Source organism: Chitinophaga sp. 05T412 (genome assembly GCF_056396465.1).
This window is the reverse complement of sequence record NZ_JBFTLN010000001.1, coordinates 559,567-581,694: the sequence shown is the minus strand read 5'-3', so window position 1 is coordinate 581,694 and position 22,128 is coordinate 559,567. Positions and strand designations below refer to the sequence as shown.

Here is a 22,128-nt window from a genome sequence, read left to right as displayed (position 1 = left end):
GTTTAGGGATCAGTGAAACGAATCTGCTGAAGATACAATACCGGCCTGCAATGTGGTCGCATCAGGATTAGGTGTATCTTCGCGTATGACCCGTTGGGAAAATTACTTAGCATCAGCAACAAAGATCATTGGCGCCTATCAGGGCAGCCTGCCATTGCACCATTTTTTAAAATCCTTTTTTAAGGAGCATCCCTACATGGGTGGGCGCGACCGGCGCTGGATTTCACAACTGGTATATCATTATTTCCGTTTAGGACATTGGGGGGCCTCTCTGCCCGTGAGTGAACGGGTAATTGCAGGTGCATTGCTGTGTGAAACTGCCCCGAATGATTTTCTGGCGGCGGTAAAACCTCAATGGAATGCGGTTATTACACAGTCGTTAGCAGAGAAAGCAGCCTTGCTATCTGCTGCATTAACACCTATTGATATTTTTCCTTTTTTAGAAGATTTATCGGCAGGGATTGATGCTAACACATACGCCTATACGATATTGAAACAGCCACGTTTATTTATTCGTGTTCGTAATAATAAGCTGGATAAAGTATTGCAACTGTTGGATAAGGCAGCGGTAGTATATGAAGTGTTTGCGAATAAAAGCACCGTGGCGTTGCCGAATGGAACTAAAATAGAGACGATTGTACCGGAGAAAAGCTGGTATGAGGTACAGGATGCTTCCAGTCAGCAAACCGGTGAATTGTTCAAGCCAGTGAAGCAGCAGCGTTGGTGGGATTGTTGTGCCGCCAGTGGGGGCAAGTCCATTCTGTTGAAAGATCAGCAGCCAGGCGTGCAATTGCTGGTATCAGACGTCAGGCGTTCTATCCTGGAAAATTTGCAGCAACGTTTTGCAGCAGCAGGCGTGAAAAATTATGAAGCGCGGGTAGCGGATCTGACATCGCCGCAGTTCCCTGCTTCGATGGGTAATCAGCAGTTTGATGGTATTATTCTCGATGCACCCTGCAGTGGCTCCGGTACCTGGGGACGCACGCCGGAGAGCATTTCTTTCTTCAAAACGGAAGAAATAGGCAAATTTCAGCGGTTGCAGCAACGTATAGCCCATAACGTAGTACCGTTTTTAAAGCAGGGAGGTAGTTTGATTTACATTACCTGCTCGGTGTTTAAGCAGGAGAATGAGGAGGTGGTGAGGTATATTGAGAGTATCAGTGATTTGAGACAACAGGAAGGTGGAGTGATAGCGGGGTATGATAAGGGCGCGGATACGATGTTTGCGGTAAGGATGTCGTAATCAATTAGTTAGTGTTTTGACAATAAAATTATTGTCAAACATTTTGACAATAGAATTTTTGTCAATAATTTTGACAAAAATTCTATTGTCATGAAAAACATTATCGGACTTCCGGCCAGAGGTGACAATTTTTATCAGCGTAGCCGTGAGGTAACCAAAGTAACCCAGGCACTGGACAACGGCAATAATATACAGATCACTGCTCCCCGCAGGGTCGGAAAAACCTCCATTTTATGGTATCTACTGGATAATAACATTGCCGCCCGGTATTATGTGTACGTGGATACGGAGAGTGTGGAAGATGCGTCTAATTTCTATCGTAAACTGTTGGAGGGAATTGTCAGCAACAGTGATATTTCCCGGTCTGTTAAATTACAGGCAGGCTTGAAAGACAAAGGCAATCGTTTTTTTCAACAGATTAAAAGCATTAAACTTTTTCAGGCGGCAATAGAATTTAATCATGAACCGGATGTGCGTGATTATTATGAAGAGTTCCGGCACTTCCTCACAGGATATGCCCATGTAGAGGATGTTGAATTGGTGCTGTTGATTGATGAGTTTCCACAAACCATTGAGAACATCCGGAAGAAAGATGCGGAAGCAGCCGTACATTTTTTGCAGCGTAAACGGGAACTGAGAATAGATCCTGTGATCTCCAAAAATATCCGGTTTATTTATACAGGTTCCATTGGCCTTAATCAAACGGTATCTTCCCTGAATGCCACCGCTACTATTAATGACCTTGCATCCATAGAAGTGGAGCCGCTTTCCGGTGCGGAGGCGTTGGAACTTTTTAATAAACTGTTGGCTACAAAATCCCGCAGCGTACATGCCAGTGCCGAAACAGCGTTAATGGAGATCCTGCAATGGTATATCCCTTTTCATATTCAGTTGATAGTACAGGAAATTATTCAAGCCACAGAGGATGGTGCTGAGGTGAACAAAGAAATTGTGGAAAAAGCAATTGAAGAATTGTTAAGTTTGAGGCATAAGAATCACTTTGATCATTACTATTCCCGTTTGAGAACACATTTTAAAGATGATGCGTTTAAATATGCGGATAGCTTGTTGAAAGAACTGGCAGTGAAAGGTACGCTCACTAAGAAGGACAGCCTGGAACTAGCCGTAAAATATCACCAGGAAGAAGATTACAGGAAAATTATTGAAAACCTGATGTACGATGGATATATCCATTACCATAGTGCATCAGGCATCTACCTTTTTAACTCACCGATCCTGAAGCGATGGTGGGAGTCATTTATTTGTTAGCTATGAGCAGCGTTTTACTATATAATCCCGACAGAAAGAATAAAGATGAGTTTATTGCCGAATTCGTGATCCGCACAAAGATCTTTGATGAGATGTGGGCGGATATTGTATCCGGCAAAATGAAAACACCAGAACAACATTATCTGTTGCTAGGGCAGCGTGGCGCGGGAAAAACTACCTTGTTACTAAGAATAAAATATGCAGTAGAGGATGATGTAAAATTATCCCAATGGTTGATCCCTGTTATGTTCGGTGAAGAGCAGTACAATATTGGGGAGTTGGGTAATCTATGGGAAAGAATAGCGGAGTACCTGGAGGATTATCACGGATTTAAAGGAATTACGGAAGAAATTGAACCATTTGTACTGCAGGATAACTATGAGGAAGCGGCCCTGAGAGTGTTGATTAAACACCTAGATCAACATAAGAAAAAAATAATTTTACTGGTTGATAATATTGGGCAATTGCTGGCAAAATTCAGCCAACTGGAAGTCCATCGGCTAAGAGAAGTTTTGCAGACTATCCCTCATTTCCGTTTGGTGGCTGGTTCACCGGTGACATTGGAAAGTGTATTGGATTATCAGCAACCGCTTTTTGAGTTTTTTAAAGTGATACAGTTAAAAGGTCTGACGGATGAAGAGAGCATAAAATTACTGCGTCAACTAGCATTAGTGCATCATGAAGAAGCAAAGATTGAGCGTATCATTCAGGAGTCACCATCTCGTATTACTACGTTGCGAACTTTATCAGGTGGTGTTCCCAGAACTATGGCGTTGTTGTTTGATGTTTTTGTAGACAATGAACATGGTAACGCGCTCAGTGATCTCGAGCGGGTATTGGATGCAGTAACACCATTGTACAAACATAGAATGGATGATTTGCCAGCACAGCAACAGAAGATTGTGGATATAGTAGCGATGCATTGGGAGCCGATTCCAGTAAAAGAATTATCTAAGCAGGTAAGACTGGATAGTAAACTGGTATCTGCGCAGTTAAGGCAGCTGGAGAAAAATCAAGTAATTGAAAAACGTACCACGAATACCAAAAATAATTTGTATCTATTACGGGAGCGATTTTTTAATATTTGGTACCTGATGAGGTACGGTAGAAAGCAGAATAGGAATAGGGTTATATGGTTGGTCAAGTTCCTTGAGGCATGGTGTGATAAGGGCGAAATAGAGCAACGGGTAAAAAACTATATAGAAAAAATAAAGAAGGGATTGTTGGATAAAAATACACAGGATGTATATGGGTTAGCATACACTTTTTTTGCAAATATTACTCCCGAAACTAAATTTTTGCTAAAAGAAAATACACCTGAATATATAAGTACCAATGTAACCCTGAAGGAGCCTGAATTTTACAAGTTGCTACTCAGTACATTAAAGGAGAACGATAGCACAACCTTTATTAGGATTGCTAATTCAAGAAATATGGCGGACATAGAGGAAAGAGATCGATTCTATGAATTTCTACAAAAGAATTTTGAGGAGATTGAAGCCCTTTTTCAAAAGAATAGACAGGTCTACGGAAATCATACATTAAGCGCGCCATCCGTATATTTTGCCTTGTTTTTTGCGAAAAGTCATGAAATTTTTGTGAGGCATATAATTCTTGGAAAGTACAAGCAGAATCAATCTTCGGAATTAATGATGATGGTTGATGTTCTATTAATGCAATTGTCTACATCTACAGTATTAAGTGAGTTTGAGGCGTCTACTTTAATTTCTATAATTGTTATGTTATTTGCCATAGGCCATAATAAAGTTGCATTAAAGATACTTGAGGTAGCTAATTTTGACGAATTACAGGAAGTTTTTTGGAAGCAATTGGACGAGTATATCAGGTCAGGAGTATCGGAGAAACAATCAGAAGATAGTTTGACCTTTAGTAAAACTATGATAGAATATATCAACAATATGCGGAAAGTATTAAAGGATGCTCAGCGCGATCTTGAGCTATCAAAAAAAGGGTGAGAAGACTTCCATCTTCCCACCCCTTTCATTTATCTATTATCTATCTTATGAATTAATCTATAATCTTATCGGCATGGCGCGTTGAATAATTCCACCACCCACCACATCATCGCCTTCATAGAAAACAGCTGACTGCCCAGGGGCAATTCCTTTAACGTTTTCATAGAAGCTCACTTTTACCTGGCCATTTTCGTTGTACAGGTTACTGAGTGCACCTTTATCCTTGTAGCGGATTTTGGTGATGGCTTCCATGCCTTCCGGAATGGTATCATATTTACCCATGTTGATACCGCTGACCATCATGTCACTTTTCTGCAGCTCGTCTTCGTTACCAAGCACGACAGTATTCGTTTCCGGGATAATTTCTGTGACGAATACGGGGCGTCCAAGGGCAATATCGAGCCCTTTACGCTGCCCAACGGTATAGAAGGGGTAACCCTTATGTTTGCCTACGATGGTGCCATCTGCGAGCACAAAATTGCCGCCGTTGACCCTTTCTTCCAAACCTTCTACTTTTCTCTTCAGAAAACCGCGGTAGTCGTTGTCGGGTACGAAGCAAATTTCATAGCTCTCTGCTTTTTTAGCCAGTTCCGGATAACCGAAGTCGAAGGCCATCTGGCGGATTTCAGTTTTACGGTAAGGGCCTAAAGGCAGCAGGGTGCGTGATAATACATCCTGTTGAATGCCCCAGAGTACGTAGCTCTGGTCTTTGGTGTCGTCGAGTCCTTTGCTGATCACGTAACGGCCGTTGGTATGCTGACGGATTTTTCCGTAGTGACCAGTGGCAATGAATTCACAGTCCATGGCGTCGGCACGTTTCATCAGTGCGCGCCATTTTATATGGGTATTGCAGAGTACACAAGGATTAGGTGTGCGTCCGGCAATGTATTCATCAACAAAATTATTTATAACGAAATCACCAAATTCATCGCGGATATCCAGCACAAAGTGCGGGAATCCATGATGCACCGCGGCGGCGCGGGCATCGTTAAAAGAATCGAGGTTACAGCAGCCGGTTTCCTTTTTACTGGAACCCGCAGATGCATAATCCCAGGTTTTCATGGTGATACCCACCACTTCATACCCCTGTTCATGCAACATCAGCGCTGTAACAGTACTGTCTATACCACCGCTCATGGCTACCAGCACTTTACCATGCTTGCTCATTTGAAAAAGTTTAAGGATGCAAATTTACTTAAAATCCGGCCAACCGCCATCTGCCCATTATTGATCCTGACAATGAGCCAATTGATTCTGATTATATCATTGATATAATTTTCACGTCTTTTGGCGATTATTTCCCGAAAACTATAAATTCTTAATTGTGAATTATATATTTATTAGTTTTAGCAACCTTTTAGCATAAAACTATCATAATGCTACCTATATTAAATAAAGAGTATATATTAAAGCAGCCCCATTCCGGCGTTCATGAAAAAGCATTCACCTTCCCGGAAAAGATCCTGCAATTTGGTACCGGCGTGCTTTTACGCGGGTTAGTCGACTATCTGGTAGACAACGCCAACCGGCAGGGTATTTATGAAGGAAGAATCGTGGTGGTAAAATCTACCGATGGTGATACAACAGAATTTTCCAGCCAGGATAATCTGTTTACTACCCATGTTAAGGGGGTTTCTCAGGGAGAACTGGTAGATAACGTGCTGATTAACACTGCTATTAGCCGTGTTTTGCAATCGAATGCAAATTGGCAGGAGATTTTAGACGTTGTACATCAGCCCGCTTTGCAAACCATCATTTCCAACACTACGGAAGTAGGAATTCAGTATATGGCGGAAAAAATAGGCGAAAATGCGCCTGTTTCTTATCCGGGTAAACTGTTGGCGCTGCTATGGGAACGTTATACTTATTTTGAAGGCAAGGCGCACACCGGCTTTGTAATTGTACCCACAGAACTGGTGGTAGACAATGGCCGGTTATTGAAAGATATTGTACTGCAACTGGCTGCATATAACAATATGCCCGCTGCGTTTATAGACTGGATTCATTCCGATAACCATTTCTGTAATTCACTGGTAGACCGTATTGTACCCGGTAAGCCCCGCAACCTGGCGGAAATAGCTACTACCGCCGGTTATACGGATCAACTGTGGATAGAAGTAGAGCCTTATTTATTATGGGCCATAGAAGGAGATGAATATGTTCGTAGCGTATTGTCTTTTTTTAAGGGAGATGAAAACATGTTCATTGTTCCTGATATCACTCCGTTCCGTGAACAGAAGCTACGCTTACTCAATGGTAGCCATACGGCTGCTGTGCCGCTGGCTTTCCTGTCGGGGTTGAATACCGTATATGAAGCCATGCAGGACGAATACATGCGTGATTTCTTCCGTGCGGTGGCATTACAGGAAATACTGCCTACCATTGTGGATACCTGTCCCACCGCTACTGCATTTGCTTCCGATGTACTGGACCGTTTCGCCAATCCCTTTATTGCGCATAAGCTGATCAGCATTACCTTCCAGGAAAGTTCCAAGATGAATGCCCGCAACGTGCGTACGTTGCTACGTTACTATGAGAAATTCAATGCGTTGCCGCCACATTTTTGTTTAGGCTTTGCCGCCATGCTGGTATTCCTGCAGCCGGTAAGAGAGGAAAACGGAAAGTATTTCGGAAACAGGGAAGGGGAAGAATACGTCATTACCGATGATAACGCCGCTATTTTTGCCGCATGGTGGAAACAGCATTCCAGCATACCTGAAATGGTGGCCGGCATTTGCAGCGATCTGCGTTTGTGGGAAACAGATTTGACTGCGATCCCAGGCTTTGCAGCTAAAGTGGCCGACGAGGTAGCTGCCCTGAAAAGTAATGGCGTGAAAGCATATATAGCATCACAGCGTTTCAAAAAATAATCATTTACCATGAAGACCTTTTTATCTGAAGATTTCTTACTGCAAACGGAAACGGCTAAACGATTATATTTTGATTATGCCGCTTCTATGCCGGTCATTGATTATCACAATCACCTGCCACCAGATGAGATTGCGAATAATAAAACTTTTGAAAACCTGTATGCCATCTGGCTGAAGGGGGATCACTATAAGTGGCGGGCTATGCGCGCTAATGGCGTTGCGGAAGAATTTATCACCGGGGCGACGGACGACTATACGAAATTCCGCCACTGGGCTGCTACGGCGCCTTATACCATGCGGAACCCCTTGTATCACTGGTCGCATATGGAGTTGAAAAATCCATTTGGCGTTACTACCCTGCTGAATGAAAAAACGGCGGAGAAAATATACCAGGATTGTAATGCCCAGTTGCCTGGTTTATCTACCCAAACCTTATTACAACATTATAAAGTAGACACCCTGTGCACCACGGATGATCCTACGGATTCACTGGTGCATCACCGGGCTATTGCCAATCAGCCGTTCGGTACGCGTGTATTGCCTACGTTCCGGCCCGACAGAGCCATGGCGGTAGATAAACCGGCCACATTTCAGCTGTTTGTGCAGCAGTTGTCGGATGTGGTGAACAAGGATATCCAACGATTTGACGACCTGTTGTCGGCCTTACAAAGCAGGCACACTTATTTCCATGAAGCGGGATGCCGCCTGAGTGATCACGGGTTAAGCACCTTTTATTTTAGGCCCGCTACCGATAAGGAACTGGAAACGATTTTCAATAATGCCCGTCATGGTACCGCTGCTACACCGCATGAAGATGCGCAGTTTAAAACAGCGGTACTGCTGGCCGTTTGTCGCTGGAACCACGAACGTGGCTGGGCGCAGCAGTTTCACGTAGGTGCTATCCGCAACAATAATTCCCGGCTGTTACAGCGTTTGGGGGCTGATGCGGGCGTGGATTCTATCGGCGACTGGAACGTGGCGGAAGCGATGAGTGCTTTCTTTGATACGCTGGATAAGCAGGATCAGCTGGCCAAAACTATTGTATACAACCTGAATCCTTCCTACAATGAAGTATTTGCTACCATGGTGGGTAATTTCCAGGACGGCACTGTGGCCGGTAAAATGCAGTTTGGCTCCGGCTGGTGGTTCCTGGATCAGAAGGACGGTATGGAAAAGCAGATAAATGCGTTGAGTAACATGGGGTTGCTGAGTCGCTTTGTAGGTATGTTAACAGATTCTAGAAGTTTTCTATCTTATTCCCGACATGAATATTTTCGCCGTATTTTGTGCAACCTGATCGGCAAGGATGTAGAAAATGGCGAGTTACCAAATGATATTGCCTGGTTGGGGAAAATGGTACAGGACATTTGTTACTATAACGCAAAAGCATATTTTGGATTTTAATGAAGCCGGTAAAAGTTATCACGTTCGGAGAAATATTATTGCGCCTGTCGCCAGAGCTGGCGAACAACACGGCCGCTATTTATGTAGGTGGCGCGGAAGCCAATGTAGCTGCGGCGCTGGCCCAGTGGGGAACAGACGTAGCCTATATCAGCAAGGTACCTGACAATGGATTGTCCAGGGATGTGCTGCAACAGCTGAGTCACCGCGGTATTCACACTGACCGTGTATTATGGGGTGGCGCGCGTATTGGTATTTATTACCTGGCGCAGGGCAGTGACCTGAAGCATGCAGAAGTAGTGTACGACCGCGCCTGGTCGTCGTTTAGCCAGATTGTACCCGGCACGGTTAACTGGGATGAATTGCTGGGAGATGCCGAATGGTTTCACTGGAGCGCTATTACGCCAGCGCTGAACCCGGATGCCGTTGAAGTGTGCAAAGAAGTATTGCAGGCCGCTACGCGTAAGGGAATGATCATTTCTACGGATCTGAACTACCGCAGTAAGTTGTGGCAGTATGGAAAGAAGCCGGTGGACGTGATGCCTGAGCTGGTGCAATATTGTGATGTGATCATGGGAAATATCTGGGCGTCCAACAACATGTTGGATACAGCGTTGGATGCGGTAGCGCTGGAAGCCAATACCAAAGCGGTTTACCTGCAACAGGCAGCGCAGGTAGCGGCGGAGATCACGAACAGATTTTCCCGTTGCAAGCGGGTAGCCTTTACGTTCCGCTTCAGTGATGCGCCTACGCACAATCGTTATTACGCATTTTATTATCATGCCGGACAGGTGAGTATTTCGCGTGAATACGATACCCATGAGGTGGTAGACAGAGTAGGTAGTGGCGATTGTTTCATGGCCGGATTGATACATGCACAGTTGCAGGGATTGGATGATCAGGGAATCATTTCTTATGCCGCAGCTGCTGCTTATTCCAAATTTTTTGTGAAGGGGGATTTTAACACCACTTCTGCTGAAGACATAAAAAAACTGATTTAATATGGCACCAGGTACAGATGTAATTATAGCTGCGTTTGAGCAAACCGGCATTATTCCTGTTTTTTATCACGATGATGCGGAAGTGTGTTTGCAAGTACTGCAGGCTTGCTACGACGGTGGATTACGGGTATTTGAATTTACCAGCAGGGGAGAAAATGCGCGTAAGAATTTCGCTATGCTGCGGGATAAGAAGTTGGCGGCGATGCCTGACTTGTATCTGGGTATTGGCACCATTAAAAACGCCGCAGATGCCGCGGTGTATGCCGGTATGGGAGCTGATTTCATTGTATGTCCGGTCACTGATCCTGAGACGGCTGCATTTTGTAAGTCGGAGAATATATGCTGGATTCCTGGTTGTATGACGCCGACAGAAGTATCAGTTGCAGAAAAAAATGGTGCGCAGCTGGTGAAACTGTTTCCGGGTAATGTGCTGGGGCCGGGTTATGTAAGAGCTATTAAGCCGTTGTTCCCACAAATTAAATTTATGCCAACGGGTGGAGTAGAACCTACGCAGGTGAGCATGGATAGCTGGTTTGATGCAGGTGTGGTATGCGTGGGAATGGGTTCCAATTTATTATCTAAAGCCCTGATTGACAGTAAAGACTGGCGATCCCTGAAAGAGAAAATAATGCAAACGTTTGCATTTCTCAAAGCGATGAAGTAACTTATGCTCTCTATAAATTCCAATTAGAATGAATTCCACAACTTTAGGTAAGTATCGCTGGCGGGTATGTGCGCTGTTATTTGTAGCCACAACGATTAACTACATAGACCGGCAGATACTGGGGTTATTGAAAACTGATTTATCCACTGAATTTGGCTGGTCAGAGAAAGACTATAGCAATCTGGTGATGGCCTTTTCCGCGTCTTATGCGGTGGGCTTGTTGTTTTTCGGTGCATTGGTAGATAAGATAGGATCTAAGCTGGGTTATACTGTTTCTGTAATAGTATGGAGCATATCGGCGATGGCGCATGGCCTGGTGCGTTCAACGCTGGGTTTTGGCGTGGTAAGGTCTATTTTGGGAATCAGTGAGGCGGGGAACTTCCCGGCGGCGATTAAAGCTACGGCAGAGTGGTTTCCTAAGAAGGAGCGGGCATTGGCAACAGGGATTTTTAATTCGGGGTCTAATATTGCCGCAGTAGTGGGGCCTTTGATGGTATACTGGCTGGCTAATAATCATGGCTGGAGGAATGCTTTTGTGTGGACGGGCGCCATTGGTTTCATCTGGTTGATTTTCTGGTGGGTGATGTATGAAGTGCCATCGCGTCATAAGAAAGTATCTAAAGCGGAGTTTGATCATATACATTCCGATCAGGAAGTAGAGGTAGCGCAGCCGAAGAAGGTAAAATGGGTGAAGCTGTTAGGTATCCGGCAAACCTGGGCGTTTGTGTTTGGTAAATTGCTGACAGATCCGGTATGGTGGTTTTTCCTTTTCTGGTTACCGGGTTACCTGGAATCTATATTCCATATAAATATGAAATCCAGCCTGGGCTTACCGATTATTATTATTTATTCCATTTGTAGCTTTGGCAGTATTGGTGGAGGATGGTTATCTTCTCACCTGATCAAAAGCGGGTGGCCGGTTTTCAAAGCGCGTAAAGTGTCTATGCTGGTATTTGCGTTATGTGTATTACCAATTGTATTCATACAGTATTCCAACAATGTATGGTTAGCCATTGCGCTGATTAGTTTGGCTACAGCGGCGCATCAGGCCTGGTCGGCTACTATTTTTACCACGGTGTCTGATATGTTCCCTAAGCGTGCAGTGAGTTCAGTGGTAGGTATTGGTGGCATGGCGGGTTCTATTGGAGGTACTTTATTTCCCATTGTGATTGGTACCATGCTGAACCACTATAAATTGATCGGGAATATTGGTGTTGGTTATAATATCCTGTTCTCGATTTGTGCAGTGGCTTACCTGGTAGCGTGGGGTGTGATGCACTTGTTTGCGCCTAAAATGGAACAGGTACAATTAGATTAATAGTTATTAGTAAGATATAAAAAGAAAACGTCCGGGCAGAAGTCCGGACGTTTGTTTTTATTCTTATGAGTATCAAAAATTAGTCGATGGCAGGTGGTGTTGCACTTACAGCGACACACCTCTTTTCCATGGGATGAAATCATCCTGGTTGAGTTGTTCCGCTTTGGTATGTACTTCACCGCTGGCGGTTTTGATCACGTATTCGAGAATTTCTTCTCCCATGTCCGCGATGCTATGTTCGCCGCTGATGATAGTACCGGTGTTGATGTCGATAATATCTTTCATGCGGGTAGCCAGTTTGGTATTGGTAGCCAGTTTAACAACCGGTGCAATGGGGTTCCCTGTAGGGGTACCCAGTCCGGTGGTAAACAGCACTACGTTAGCGCCGGAACCTACTTCTGCAGAAGTAGATTCTACGTCGTTGCCCGGAGTGCACAAGAGGTTCAGTCCTGGTTTGGTCACATATTCCGTGTAATCCAGTACATCTGTTACCGGTGAGGTACCGCCTTTTTTCGCAGCACCAGCGGATTTGATGGCATCGGTAACGAGGCCGTCTTTGATATTTCCGGGAGAAGGGTTCATATAAAATCCGGAGCCAACAGATTGTGCCTGGTTTTCATACGCACGCATGATGCGGATGAATTTATCGGAGGTTTCTTCTGTCTGGCAGCGGTTAATGAGTTCCTGTTCTACGCCGCAGAGTTCTGGAAATTCGGAGAGGATGGAAGTACCGCCTAAAGCTACCAGGAGGTCGGACGTATGTCCTACGGCCGGGTTGGCAGAGATACCGGAGAATCCATCGGAGCCGCCGCATTCGAGTCCAATCACCAGTTTGGAGAGTGGGCTGGGTTCGCGTGTTTGTTTGTTCGCTTCTACCAGTGCCAGGAAAGTATCTTTAATGGCGGCAGATAACATCGCGAATTCGGAAGCGCTCTTTTGTTGTTCGTATACTAATACCGGTTTGTTGAAAGCCGGATTGAGTTTCTTTAATGATTCCTGCAGAATGGATACCTGTGCATGTTGGCAGCCAAGGCTCAGGATGGTAGCACCAGCCACGTTGGAGTGGTGGATGTAACCGGCCAGCAGCGCGCATAAAGCGTCGGAGTCCTGGCGGGTACCGCCGCAGCCACCTTCGTGGGTGAGGAATTTGATACCATCTATATTAGGGAATATTACGTTACGTTTAGCCGTATCCGTTATAGCATCTGCTTCGTAGTTTTTAATGGCTTCCATGTTACCGCTTTTATAGAGCGATACCAGGTCAGTCACCTGTTCATTGTATACTTCAGCGGGTGCAAATCCGAGTCCTTTTTCGAAGGCGGTTTTGATAACGCCCACATTTCTGTTTTCACAGAATACCAGTGGAATTACCAGCCAGTAGTTACGGGTACCTACCTGTCCGTCATTACGACGGTAGCCCATGAAGGAGCGGTCTTTCCATTTGCTCACATCGGGCGCCTGCCATTCCAGGGAGCTGTCTTTTTCATGAAATGCGTTGGCATCATGTACTACATTCTCGGTCGTAAGACTTTCACCTTGCAGAATTTTTTTGCTGGCTTTACCTACCAGTACGCCGTACATGGTAATAGCTGCGCCTTCCCCGACATCGGTGATCAGGAATTTATGTTTCGCAGAAATGTTTTGCTGAAGTTGAATGTTATGGCCGTTAAATGATATATCGGTTCCTACTGGCATATCTTGGAGGGCTACCAGCACGTTATCGTCAGGATGTATTTGTAAGTAAGCGTTCATGACTGCTAAAGTAATAAATATGCTCTCTGGTCGATGATACTAAAATATTAATCCTTGATAACATTTTGACTATTTGATAATCCCCCTGAAAACTCGGATGGTAGCATGTTAGGAATGAGTTATAAAATGTTAAATCGCTATTAGCGCGGGGCAGTCATGGAACGTGGCGGCTTCCTATCTCCCGAAAAAATATTTATGCAAACGTTTGTAATTTTCAATTTATTCGATAAATTTGAATTCAGCAAGTGTATATCACCTGTCGATAAAAGAGTATCAAAGCCAAAATTAGTATAATAATCAATTAGTTAGGAGTTTTCCAATCCGAAATTTAAGTAATTCTAAATCTAAGACACACAACAGTGAACAATGCGCTATTCTTCCATTAAGATGCCATTACTTCATTAATTTAATGCAAACGTTTACATAAAAACACGTTTATGAAAAAACTGCTAGGGGCTTCACTATGCATATGGGGAATATGTGTAGTTCAGACAGCTATTGCCCAGGAAAAAAAATCTATTAAAGGAACCGTTAAAGATGCACAAGGCGCCACTATTCCCGGTGTAACAGTAGGCATAAAACATTCGGCTGTTGGCACCGTTACCACCGCCGATGGGGTATTCCACTTAAACGCATCCGAAAAAGACACACTGGTGCTCAGTTTCATCGGATATGATAAAAAAGAGATTCCCGTTAATAAACAAACCGACTTACACATAAAACTTGATGCCACCGCTACCAGTCTCAATGAAACGGTAGTAGTAGGTTACGGTGTACAAAAGAAAGTCAACCTCTCCGGCGCAGTAGCCAGCGTGAACTTCGATAAAACCATGCAAGCCCGCCCGGTAACAGACCTCAGCACCGCCCTGAGCGGAATGGCTCCCGGTGTAAGCATCTCACAGGCTTCCGGTCAACCGGGCCGTGAAAACGCCACCATCCGCGTTAGAGGCGTAGGTACCCTCAACGATGCCAACCCCTTTATCCTCGTAGATGGTATTGAAAGCAGCATGAGCGATGTGAACATGGCCGATGTGGAAAGTATCTCCGTACTGAAAGACGCATCTGCCGCAGCTATCTACGGTTCCCGCGCTTCCAACGGCGTTATTCTCATCACCACCAAAAAAGGAAGAAAAGGCAGGACTACCGTGTCTTACAACGGCTACTACGGCGTACAAAAAGCGACCAAACTCTTTGACATGGTCACTGATTACGCTACTTATATGCAGATGATGAACCGCATCGCAATAGCCGATAATCCGGCCGCCGCACAGCCCTTTAAACAAGCCACCATCGACTCCTGGAAAAATGCGACTGATAAAACGCTGTTTCCTAACACCAACTGGATGGACGTACTCTTCGGCCAGGGACAACTCACCGGACACACCGTATCCGTTGCCGGCGGTTCAGAAAAGACCACTTATTATATGTCGCTCGACTACCTGCACAACGAAGGTATCATGAAAAATACCAGCCAGGACAGGTACATGGTACGCCTCAACGCAGATCATGAAATCAGCAAAAAAATAAAAGTAGGTGCTAACATCGCGCTCACCTGGAAAGACCGCAAAGAGCCACAGGACGTAGGTACCATTCTCGGCAATGCGGCCAGCACTACTCCCGGTATGACCCCTAAAATTGTTGATGCCAGCGGAACCCGCTACGGTGGCCGTAATACAGATGATGAAAACGGACAGCTGGATAACCCGCTACAATACGTGGAAACCTGGAACCGTCCTAACCGTCAGCAAAGAACGTTCGCGAAAGTATATGGCGAATGGGCCATCCTGGATGGATTGAAATTCCAGCTGAATGGTGCCGCCGATTTCTTCAACATGGGACAAAAAAGTTATGCATTAGCCGGTGCCATCCAAAACAGATGGAACTTTCAGAAGAACGTGATTGCACAGCAACTGGATCAACAACCTGCTACGTTAGCACAACTGGATAGTACTAACCTGCACCTGACTTCCTTTGCTACACTGAACTATACCAAAAACATCGGAAGAGATCATCACTTCAATGTACTGGCCGGCGCCAGCCGCGAGTCTGTTAAAGGCACGCTGTTTACCGGCAGCATCCAGAACTTCCCTACCAACAACACCTGGGAACTGGGCGCTGGTTTGGAACAACCGAAAGTAGGCGGTACTTCTGACCTCTATACTATCATTTCTTATTTCGGTCGTATTAACTACGACTATAAAAATAAATACCTGCTGGAAGCCAATCTGCGCAGAGATGGATCTTCCAAGTTCCGTTCCGGCTTACAGTATGGTACTTATCCTTCCTTCTCTGCCGCATGGCGTATGCTGGAAGAACCTTTCCTGAAAGATGCGATACCTGGTTGGGTAAACAATTTAAAACTGCGTGCTTCCTGGGGTAAATTGGGTAATGATCGCATCAGACCCTTCTCTTTCATGAACCTTTATTCTGCCGGACAAAATTATTCTTATGGTGGTACCATTGCAGCAGGACTATCCCCCACCACTATGGCGAATCCTGATATTACCTGGGAGAAAACCACCACCACCAACCTCGGTCTGGATGCCAACCTTTTCCAGGATCATTTCAGCATGAGCTTCGATGTATTTAATCGCCGTACTTCAGATGTATTGGTACAATTGCCATTATCTTCTTTGTATGGTGGTTTAACTACGCCGTTCCAGAATGTGAGTATTGTGGAAAACAAAGGTTGGGAGCTGACGATGACCTACAATAATAAAGCAGGCGACTTCAGTTATGGTATATCCGGTAACGTTAGTAACATCAACAACAAAGTAGTGAAGTTCCGCGGTGATGCATTCAGCCCACTGTCTGGCGCTGCCGTTATTAAAGAAGGCTGGTCAATTGGCTCTCTGTATGGCTTACAGACTGCCGGTATTTTCCAGAATGATGATGAAGTAAAAGCCTGGGCATCTCAGCGTAGTGCTGGTTTGAATAAGCCGGGTGATCTGAAGTTTGTGGATATGAATGGAGATAAAGTAGTGAATGGCAGTGATCGTGTAAACATGGGTAACACCATTCCTAAATGGTATTATGGTCTTAATCTGAATGCCGGTTACAAAGGCTTTGATCTGGCGTTATTATTCCAGGGTGTCGGCGGTGTTAACCGTTACTACCAGGATAACTGGTATACCACAGGTATCCGCTCCGGACGCGAAATTAACGCCGACTTTCTGAATGCCTGGACACCGGATAATCGAAATACCAATATCCCGCGTCTGACCTCTGCTGCCAATACGGATAATACACAAGCCAATACTTTCTGGGTACAGAATGCATCGTTTGTGCGGTTGAAAAATATACAGTTGTCTTACACTTTTCCGAAGTCAATGTTTAAGAGCACCCTGCAAAGTGTGCGTGTATACGTGAATGCGCAGAATGCCTTTACCTGGACTAAATTCAAAGGATTAGATCCGGAAGTAAGTGATTACACACAGCCTGGTATTCAGTACCCTAATGTGCGCGTGATTACAGGTGGTGTAAACGTGATCTTTTAACTATTAAACTGTAAGAAATGAATAAGATATTAACCGCCATCTGTGCATGCAGTTTATTAGCACTGGGCGCCTGTAAAAAAGATTTCCTGAATGTAACGCCTACTGATAAAGTATCTGATGCCGGATTCTGGAAAACAGAGAAAGATGCGAATGCCGGAGTGAGCGCTATATACAACGATTTGCAGAACAATGATATTTATGGTTTGTATGTATATAACGATGGATTAACGCCTTCCGCTTATATCTGGGATGATGGAGGAACAGGCTACGGGCCTATTTCCAAAGGTAATATGAACCCTTTTACTACCGCAGTAGCCAACAAGTTCAAAGCATTGTACAATGGAGTATATCGTGCTAACCTGGCGCTGGAAAAGCTACCGGGGGTGACCATGCCAGCAGCTACCAATCACCGGTTGATAGCAGAAGCTGCTTTCCTGCGTGCATTGTTCTATTATCAGCTGACTGATTTTTATGGAGATGTGCCACTGGTTACTAAAACATTAAAGTTAGGAGATCCTTTGCCAGGCAAGGAAACAAGGGCTAACCTGCTGGCTTTTATCATCAAGGAGGCAGGCGCTGCGGCCGATTCATTGCCTAAGAACTATCCTGCTGCATTGGTAGGTCATGCTACACAGGGCGCTGCGTTAACATTGAAAGCAAAGGCACAGCTGATGGCGAAACAGTATGCAGAAGCAGCTGCTACCTGTCAGGCTATTACCGGTCTGGGTTACGACCTGTACACGGATTATAAAAACATGTTTATTTCTACTGCCGCAGAAAATAACGTGGAAGTGATTTTCGATGTGCAGTATGTAGGACCTGGATTAGGTCAGGGTAGCCTGTTAGATAAAAGATTATCTACCCGTAGTTCTTTCTCCAGTGGTTGGAGCAATGTGTATGCTTCTGTGAATCTGGTAAGTAATTATGAGATGAATAACGGCAAGGCCATTACTGATCCCACCTCTGGCTACGATCCTGCCAACCCGTATAATAACCGTGATCCAAGGTTAGATTATACCGTAGTAAGACCTGGCGCCACCTGGAAAGGCATTCCTTATGCTAATCTGCGTTTGGATAATGCGGCTACTTTTACCGGTTATCTGACCCGCAAGTATGTATTGGAAGTGGATGGTTTTGGTCCGGGTGATTCTCCGCTGAACTTCATCATTTTCCGTTATGCAGATGTATTGCTGATGCTGGCAGAAGCGCAGAATGAAGCAGCCGGTCCGGATGCTACAGTGTATGCGGCCATCAATAAAGTAAGAGCGCGTAAAGGTGTGGACATGCCGCCAATACCAGTGGGTAAGTCGAAAGAAGAAATGCGTAATATCATCCGTCACGAGCGCATGATTGAGTTTGCGATGGAAGGCACTTATTATACTGATATCCGTCGCTGGGGTATTGCTACGCAGGTGATGAATGGACTGGTAGTCACCAATATTGCAGGACAGCAGATAGATAAGATTAATTTCGTGGATGCCTTTAATCTGTGGCCTATTCCACAGGTAGAAATTGACCTGAACAGCAACCTGGTGCAAAATCCAAACTATGTTAAGTAAAGTAATCTCTGTAAAAGAATAACTGAAATGATGCCCCCGCTTCGTGCGGGGGCATATATTTTTTATCTTACTTAAAATACATGTCATATGTACATTAAAAAGATAGTTGGTATCGTTTCGTTTTGCTCCGCTATCGGCTTCCTTTCTGTTGCCAACGCGCAGGAGGGGAAGAAGGACCGCAATTACCTGTACAATGAGTATCAGCATCATGGAGGGGAAGCGGTTTTTAACGGACTGGCGCAGTGGCGGCAGGAACGTTTGCAAGCCATCACGGATAAGATGGCCGCGCTGCCGGAGGCTACCAAAGCGGCTTTGCTAAAGGAGGCAGATAAGGCGATGTCTTTCAACTGGCCAGCTTTGCCGGCAACGTTGTACCTGGAGTACCGGGATAATGGGAACCGCAGCAATTTTGAAGGGGTGCAGTCGGAGCGCCGCAGAATGCTTACATCGTTGATTGTAGGTGAGTTGGCGGGAGGTCATGGAAAATACCTGCCGCAAATCGTGAACGGGCTGTGGGTAATATTGGAAGAAAGTACCTGGGTATTACCGGCGCATGTGGGCGTGCAGAAAGCGGGGACTGGTTTGGCAGATCCTACCGAGCCCATTGTGGACCTGGTGGCGGGTGAAACGGCTGCTACACTTAGCTGGGCGCAGTTTCTGCTGCATGATGGTTTGGACAAGATATCGCCGATGGTGAACAAGCGTATTACATATGAGCTGCAGCATCGTATTGTGGAACCTTATCTGCAGCGCAATGATTTCTGGTGGATGGGCTGGACCGGCCGGCTGGTGAATAACTGGAATATCTGGATCAACACCAATGTATTGCAAACGGCTTTGTTAAGTATAAATGAGACGGATACACGCAATAAGGTCATTGAAAAAACGATCCGCAGCGCAGACAATTTCGTGAATGGATATCCCGATGATGGCGGATGTGATGAAGGGCCTACTTACTGGGGGCATGCCGGGGGGAAGCTGATAGAGTTTATTACGTTGTTAAACAGTGCCTCCGGGCAGCAGTTGAATTGGCGTAACAATGAGCTGATTCATCAGATAGGCGCTTACATTTATAAAATGCATGTGGATAGCAGTCGCTTTGTGAATTTCGCAGATGCTTCAGCGATTACGATTCCACCTCCGCATACGGTGTATTTATATGGCACTGCTTTTCAGGACCCTTTGCTGGTGAAGTTTGCGGCGTATTTATCACGGTTGGATAACCCGGATAGTATGCGGATTAAATCGCCTTCGCTGGCATTTTTTATTTACAATTTGGAGTGCCGGGATGCTTTGCTGGCGGCTACGCCGGCGGCGCCTTATACGGCGGTGAACTGGTTGCCCAATTTGCAGGTGTTGTCTATGCGCTCGCAGGCAGGTACAGCTAAGGGGCTGTTTTTCGCGGCTTTAGGCGGACACAATGCAGAGAGTCACAACCACAATGATGTAGGGAATTTTGTGTTGTATATGGATGGGAAACCAGCGTTGATAGATGTGGGGGTAGGTACTTATACGAAGCAAACCTTTAGTGCGGATCGTTATAAGCTTTGGTTTATGCAATCGCAGTGGCATAATTGTCCTACGATCAATGGTGTGCAACAGCAGGATGGCCGGCAGTTTCAGGCGAAAGATGTACAATTCAGCAACAACAAACTGAGTATGGATATTGCTGCTGCGTATCCGGCTACGGCGATGGTGCAATCCTGGAAGCGCAGCTTTACGTTTAACGCTGCTAAAACATCGCTGGATCTGGCGGAAGTGTGGCAGCTGAAAGAATGGAAGGAACCCTTCCTGTTGCATTTCATGACTGATTTGCCGGCGGATACTCAGGTGGCTGGCAAGGTGGTACTAAAGGGCAGTACCGCTAACTTAACGATGACTTATGATCCTGCCTTGTTTGAGGTAGTGGTGGAACAGCAGGCGGTAACGGACGGGCGTTTATCGCCGGTATGGGGCGATCATGTAACGCGTATTAGTCTGAAGGCACGTCAGCAGGCGTTGCGTGGACAGCATGCGGTGAAGTTTGTAATGAGTCGCTGAGTACTTTCTTTTAACGGCGGAGGCTTTGCTAAGCTCCGGCATCATCGGGAAATGCTTGTGGGGAGACGCGTGCCCGCGTACGCATCTCCCTAAAAAAATATAAAACAGGTGGCTGACAGCAAATTTTTAAAATAATGCTTGATTTTTGCAAACGTTTGCATTACTTTAGAGCTTTAGCCATAGCTGTATTACGCAAACAACTATTTTAACTACATCAAAGTTATTCTACCTTGGAACGCAGAAACTTTATCAAAATAGCGCCATTGGCGGGCCTTGCCGGAGCCATGGCCCCGGGAAAAACACTGGCATCCGCCGTGAATGGATCTACCGTAAACCCTGTTGCAGCAGCTATATCGGACCGGCAATATCAGGTGAACCTGTTACAGCGTATAGCCAGCCCCGTAGTAGAAAATATGAGTAAGGGTACGCTGAAAAAGAATATGCCGCTGGAAAAAGGCCCGGGATATGGTTTGGCCGTGGAGAAAGTGACCTACCTGGAAGCTTTCGGACGTTGTATATCCGGACTGGCGCCCTGGCTGGCATTACCAGATGATGACACAGCAGAAGGAAAGGTGCGTAAGCAAATGAAAGAGCAGGTATTGCAGGGCATTGCAAACGGCGTGAACCCTTCTTCACCGGATTACCTGAATTTCCGGTCGGAAGCGCAGCCGCTGGTAGATGCCGCTTATTTATGTCAAACGTTTATGCGTGCCCCGGAAGCGTTGTGGGCGCCGCTGGATAATGCCACTAAAGCCAACGTCATCAAGGAACTGAAGGAGTTAAGACGGATTCGTCCCGCTTATAACAACTGGTTATTGTTTGCCGCTATGGTAGAAGCTTTCCTGTTGTCTATCGGGGAAGAATATGAACCGATGCGCACCATGGTAGCCACGAAGAAAATACAGGAATGGTATGCGGGCGACGGCTTCTACAGTGATGGTCCGCAGTTTTCGCTGGACTACTATAACGGTTATGTGATACATCCGATGTTTACGGATATGCTGAAAGTACTGGTGGATAAAAACCAGGGAAGCAAAGCAGATTATGATCAGGCCGTGAAACGGATGCAACGGTTTGCAGAACTACAGGAGCGGATGATTGCACCTGATGGTACTTATCCCGCGTTGGGCCGCTCTATGACCTATCGTACCGCCGCATTTCAGCCGTTGGTACAACTGGCGCTGCAGCATCAGTTGCCGGAAGCGGTTAAACCCGCACAGGTACGTTGCGCCATGACCGCCATCATGAAAAAGATTTTTGAAATGGAAGGCACCTTCGATAAGCAGGGATGGCTGCAGCTGGGCATTTGCGGGCATCAACCGGAAGTGGCAGATGTGTATACCTCTACCGGTAGCCTCTACATTTGCACCAATGGCTTCCTGGCGCTGGGATTGCCTGCTACTGATCCTTTCTGGGCTGATCCGGCTGCAGAATGGACCGCACAGAAGGTATGGTCCGGTAAACCTGTTAAGAAAGATTATCACGTTAACTACTAGAGCTGTAGCGTTTACACCGCCATTTTATATAAAAAAACACGA

At 45.6% G+C, this 22,128-nt stretch carries 14 protein-coding genes; 12 read left to right on the top strand and 2 right to left on the bottom strand.

The genetic code is table 11. The features are described 5' to 3' along the window. The first annotated feature begins 85 nt into the window (after positions 1-85). The 3 genes from AC1DFM_RS02150 to AC1DFM_RS02140 all read left to right on the top strand — a co-directional run bounded on the left by AC1DFM_RS02150 (position 86) and on the right by AC1DFM_RS02140 (position 4,488). Entirely contained in the window at positions 86-1,243 is a 1,158-nt protein-coding gene (locus tag AC1DFM_RS02150; RefSeq protein WP_477075085.1) for an RsmB/NOP family class I SAM-dependent RNA methyltransferase, read from the top strand. Between the two features lie 90 nt (positions 1,244-1,333). Continuing rightward, a complete protein-coding gene (locus AC1DFM_RS02145; protein ID WP_477075084.1) occupies positions 1,334-2,512 on the top strand; it encodes an ATP-binding protein in 1,179 nt (392 codons plus the stop codon). A 2-nt stretch (positions 2,513-2,514) separates the two neighbouring features. Continuing rightward, positions 2,515-4,488 carry a hypothetical protein gene (locus AC1DFM_RS02140; RefSeq protein WP_477075083.1) on the top strand — a complete coding sequence of 658 codons (1,974 nt, stop codon included), beginning with the start codon at positions 2,515-2,517 and terminating at the stop codon, positions 4,486-4,488. Between the two features lie 57 nt (positions 4,489-4,545). Here AC1DFM_RS02140 and mnmA read toward each other — a convergent pair whose 3' ends face one another. Beyond that, positions 4,546-5,655 (bottom strand): tRNA 2-thiouridine(34) synthase MnmA, encoded by a 1,110-nt coding sequence (mnmA, locus tag AC1DFM_RS02135; RefSeq protein WP_477075082.1) that lies wholly within the window; start codon positions 5,653-5,655, stop codon positions 4,546-4,548. Positions 5,656-5,864: 209 nt separating this feature from the next. Here mnmA and AC1DFM_RS02130 point away from each other — a divergent pair, with 209 nt between their 5' ends. The 5 genes from AC1DFM_RS02130 to AC1DFM_RS02110 are packed head-to-tail and all read left to right on the top strand — an operon-like array spanning position 5,865 to position 11,742. Beyond that, complete coding sequence (locus AC1DFM_RS02130) at positions 5,865-7,358, top strand: tagaturonate reductase (protein ID WP_477075081.1); 1,494 nt, start codon at positions 5,865-5,867, stop codon at positions 7,356-7,358. 9 nt (positions 7,359-7,367) lie between these two features. After that, positions 7,368-8,762 carry a glucuronate isomerase gene (uxaC, locus tag AC1DFM_RS02125; RefSeq protein ID WP_477075080.1) on the top strand — a complete coding sequence of 465 codons (1,395 nt, stop codon included), beginning with the start codon at positions 7,368-7,370 and terminating at the stop codon, positions 8,760-8,762. Beyond that, positions 8,762-9,760 (top strand): PfkB family carbohydrate kinase, encoded by a 999-nt coding sequence (locus AC1DFM_RS02120; RefSeq protein WP_477075079.1) that lies wholly within the window; start codon positions 8,762-8,764, stop codon positions 9,758-9,760. The genes uxaC and AC1DFM_RS02120 overlap by 1 nt, the downstream gene beginning before the upstream one ends. Before the next feature lies 1 nt (position 9,761). Further along, positions 9,762-10,424 (top strand): bifunctional 4-hydroxy-2-oxoglutarate aldolase/2-dehydro-3-deoxy-phosphogluconate aldolase, encoded by a 663-nt coding sequence (gene eda / locus AC1DFM_RS02115; protein WP_477075078.1) that lies wholly within the window; start codon positions 9,762-9,764, stop codon positions 10,422-10,424. 28 nt (positions 10,425-10,452) lie between these two features. Further along, on the top strand, positions 10,453-11,742 hold the full coding sequence (locus AC1DFM_RS02110; protein WP_477075077.1) for an MFS transporter: 1,290 nt from the start codon (positions 10,453-10,455) through the stop codon (positions 11,740-11,742). 105 nt (positions 11,743-11,847) lie between these two features. Here the strand turns inward: AC1DFM_RS02110 and AC1DFM_RS02105 are convergent, their stop codons facing one another. Further along, the gene (locus AC1DFM_RS02105) at positions 11,848-13,494 is read right to left on the bottom strand and encodes a UxaA family hydrolase (RefSeq protein ID WP_477075076.1); all 1,647 of its coding nucleotides are present in this window, start codon (positions 13,492-13,494) and stop codon (positions 11,848-11,850) included. Positions 13,495-13,931: 437 nt separating this feature from the next. Between AC1DFM_RS02105 and AC1DFM_RS02100 the strand changes: the two genes are divergently transcribed. The 4 genes from AC1DFM_RS02100 to AC1DFM_RS02085 all read left to right on the top strand — a co-directional run bounded on the left by AC1DFM_RS02100 (position 13,932) and on the right by AC1DFM_RS02085 (position 22,086). Further along, positions 13,932-16,991, top strand: a complete 3,060-nt coding sequence (locus tag AC1DFM_RS02100) for a SusC/RagA family TonB-linked outer membrane protein (RefSeq protein WP_477075075.1) — start codon at positions 13,932-13,934, stop codon at positions 16,989-16,991. A 17-nt stretch (positions 16,992-17,008) separates the two neighbouring features. Beyond that, positions 17,009-18,550 carry a RagB/SusD family nutrient uptake outer membrane protein gene (locus AC1DFM_RS02095; protein ID WP_477075074.1) on the top strand — a complete coding sequence of 514 codons (1,542 nt, stop codon included), beginning with the start codon at positions 17,009-17,011 and terminating at the stop codon, positions 18,548-18,550. 87 nt (positions 18,551-18,637) lie between these two features. Next, a complete protein-coding gene (locus tag AC1DFM_RS02090) occupies positions 18,638-20,590 on the top strand; it encodes a heparinase II/III domain-containing protein (RefSeq protein ID WP_477075073.1) in 1,953 nt (650 codons plus the stop codon). Positions 20,591-20,820: 230 nt separating this feature from the next. Beyond that, entirely contained in the window at positions 20,821-22,086 is a 1,266-nt protein-coding gene (locus AC1DFM_RS02085; RefSeq protein ID WP_477075072.1) for a DUF2264 domain-containing protein, read from the top strand. Positions 22,087-22,128: the final 42 nt, after the last annotated feature.

Coding starts and splice junctions, on each gene's coding strand:
- uxaC (WP_477075080.1), top strand. CDS start 7,368: ATGAAGACCTTTTTATCTGAAGATTTCTTACTGCAAACGGAAACGGCT.
- AC1DFM_RS02105 (WP_477075076.1), bottom strand. CDS start 13,494: ATGAACGCTTACTTACAAATACATCCTGACGATAACGTGCTGGTAGCC.
- AC1DFM_RS02140 (WP_477075083.1), top strand. CDS start 2,515: ATGAGCAGCGTTTTACTATATAATCCCGACAGAAAGAATAAAGATGAG.
- AC1DFM_RS02130 (WP_477075081.1), top strand. CDS start 5,865: ATGCTACCTATATTAAATAAAGAGTATATATTAAAGCAGCCCCATTCC.
- AC1DFM_RS02120 (WP_477075079.1), top strand. CDS start 8,762: ATGAAGCCGGTAAAAGTTATCACGTTCGGAGAAATATTATTGCGCCTG.
- AC1DFM_RS02145 (WP_477075084.1), top strand. CDS start 1,334: ATGAAAAACATTATCGGACTTCCGGCCAGAGGTGACAATTTTTATCAG.
- AC1DFM_RS02095 (WP_477075074.1), top strand. CDS start 17,009: ATGAATAAGATATTAACCGCCATCTGTGCATGCAGTTTATTAGCACTG.
- mnmA (WP_477075082.1), bottom strand. CDS start 5,655: ATGAGCAAGCATGGTAAAGTGCTGGTAGCCATGAGCGGTGGTATAGAC.
- AC1DFM_RS02100 (WP_477075075.1), top strand. CDS start 13,932: ATGAAAAAACTGCTAGGGGCTTCACTATGCATATGGGGAATATGTGTA.
- AC1DFM_RS02150 (WP_477075085.1), top strand. CDS start 86: ATGACCCGTTGGGAAAATTACTTAGCATCAGCAACAAAGATCATTGGC.
- AC1DFM_RS02090 (WP_477075073.1), top strand. CDS start 18,638: ATGTACATTAAAAAGATAGTTGGTATCGTTTCGTTTTGCTCCGCTATC.
- eda (WP_477075078.1), top strand. CDS start 9,762: ATGGCACCAGGTACAGATGTAATTATAGCTGCGTTTGAGCAAACCGGC.
- AC1DFM_RS02110 (WP_477075077.1), top strand. CDS start 10,453: ATGAATTCCACAACTTTAGGTAAGTATCGCTGGCGGGTATGTGCGCTG.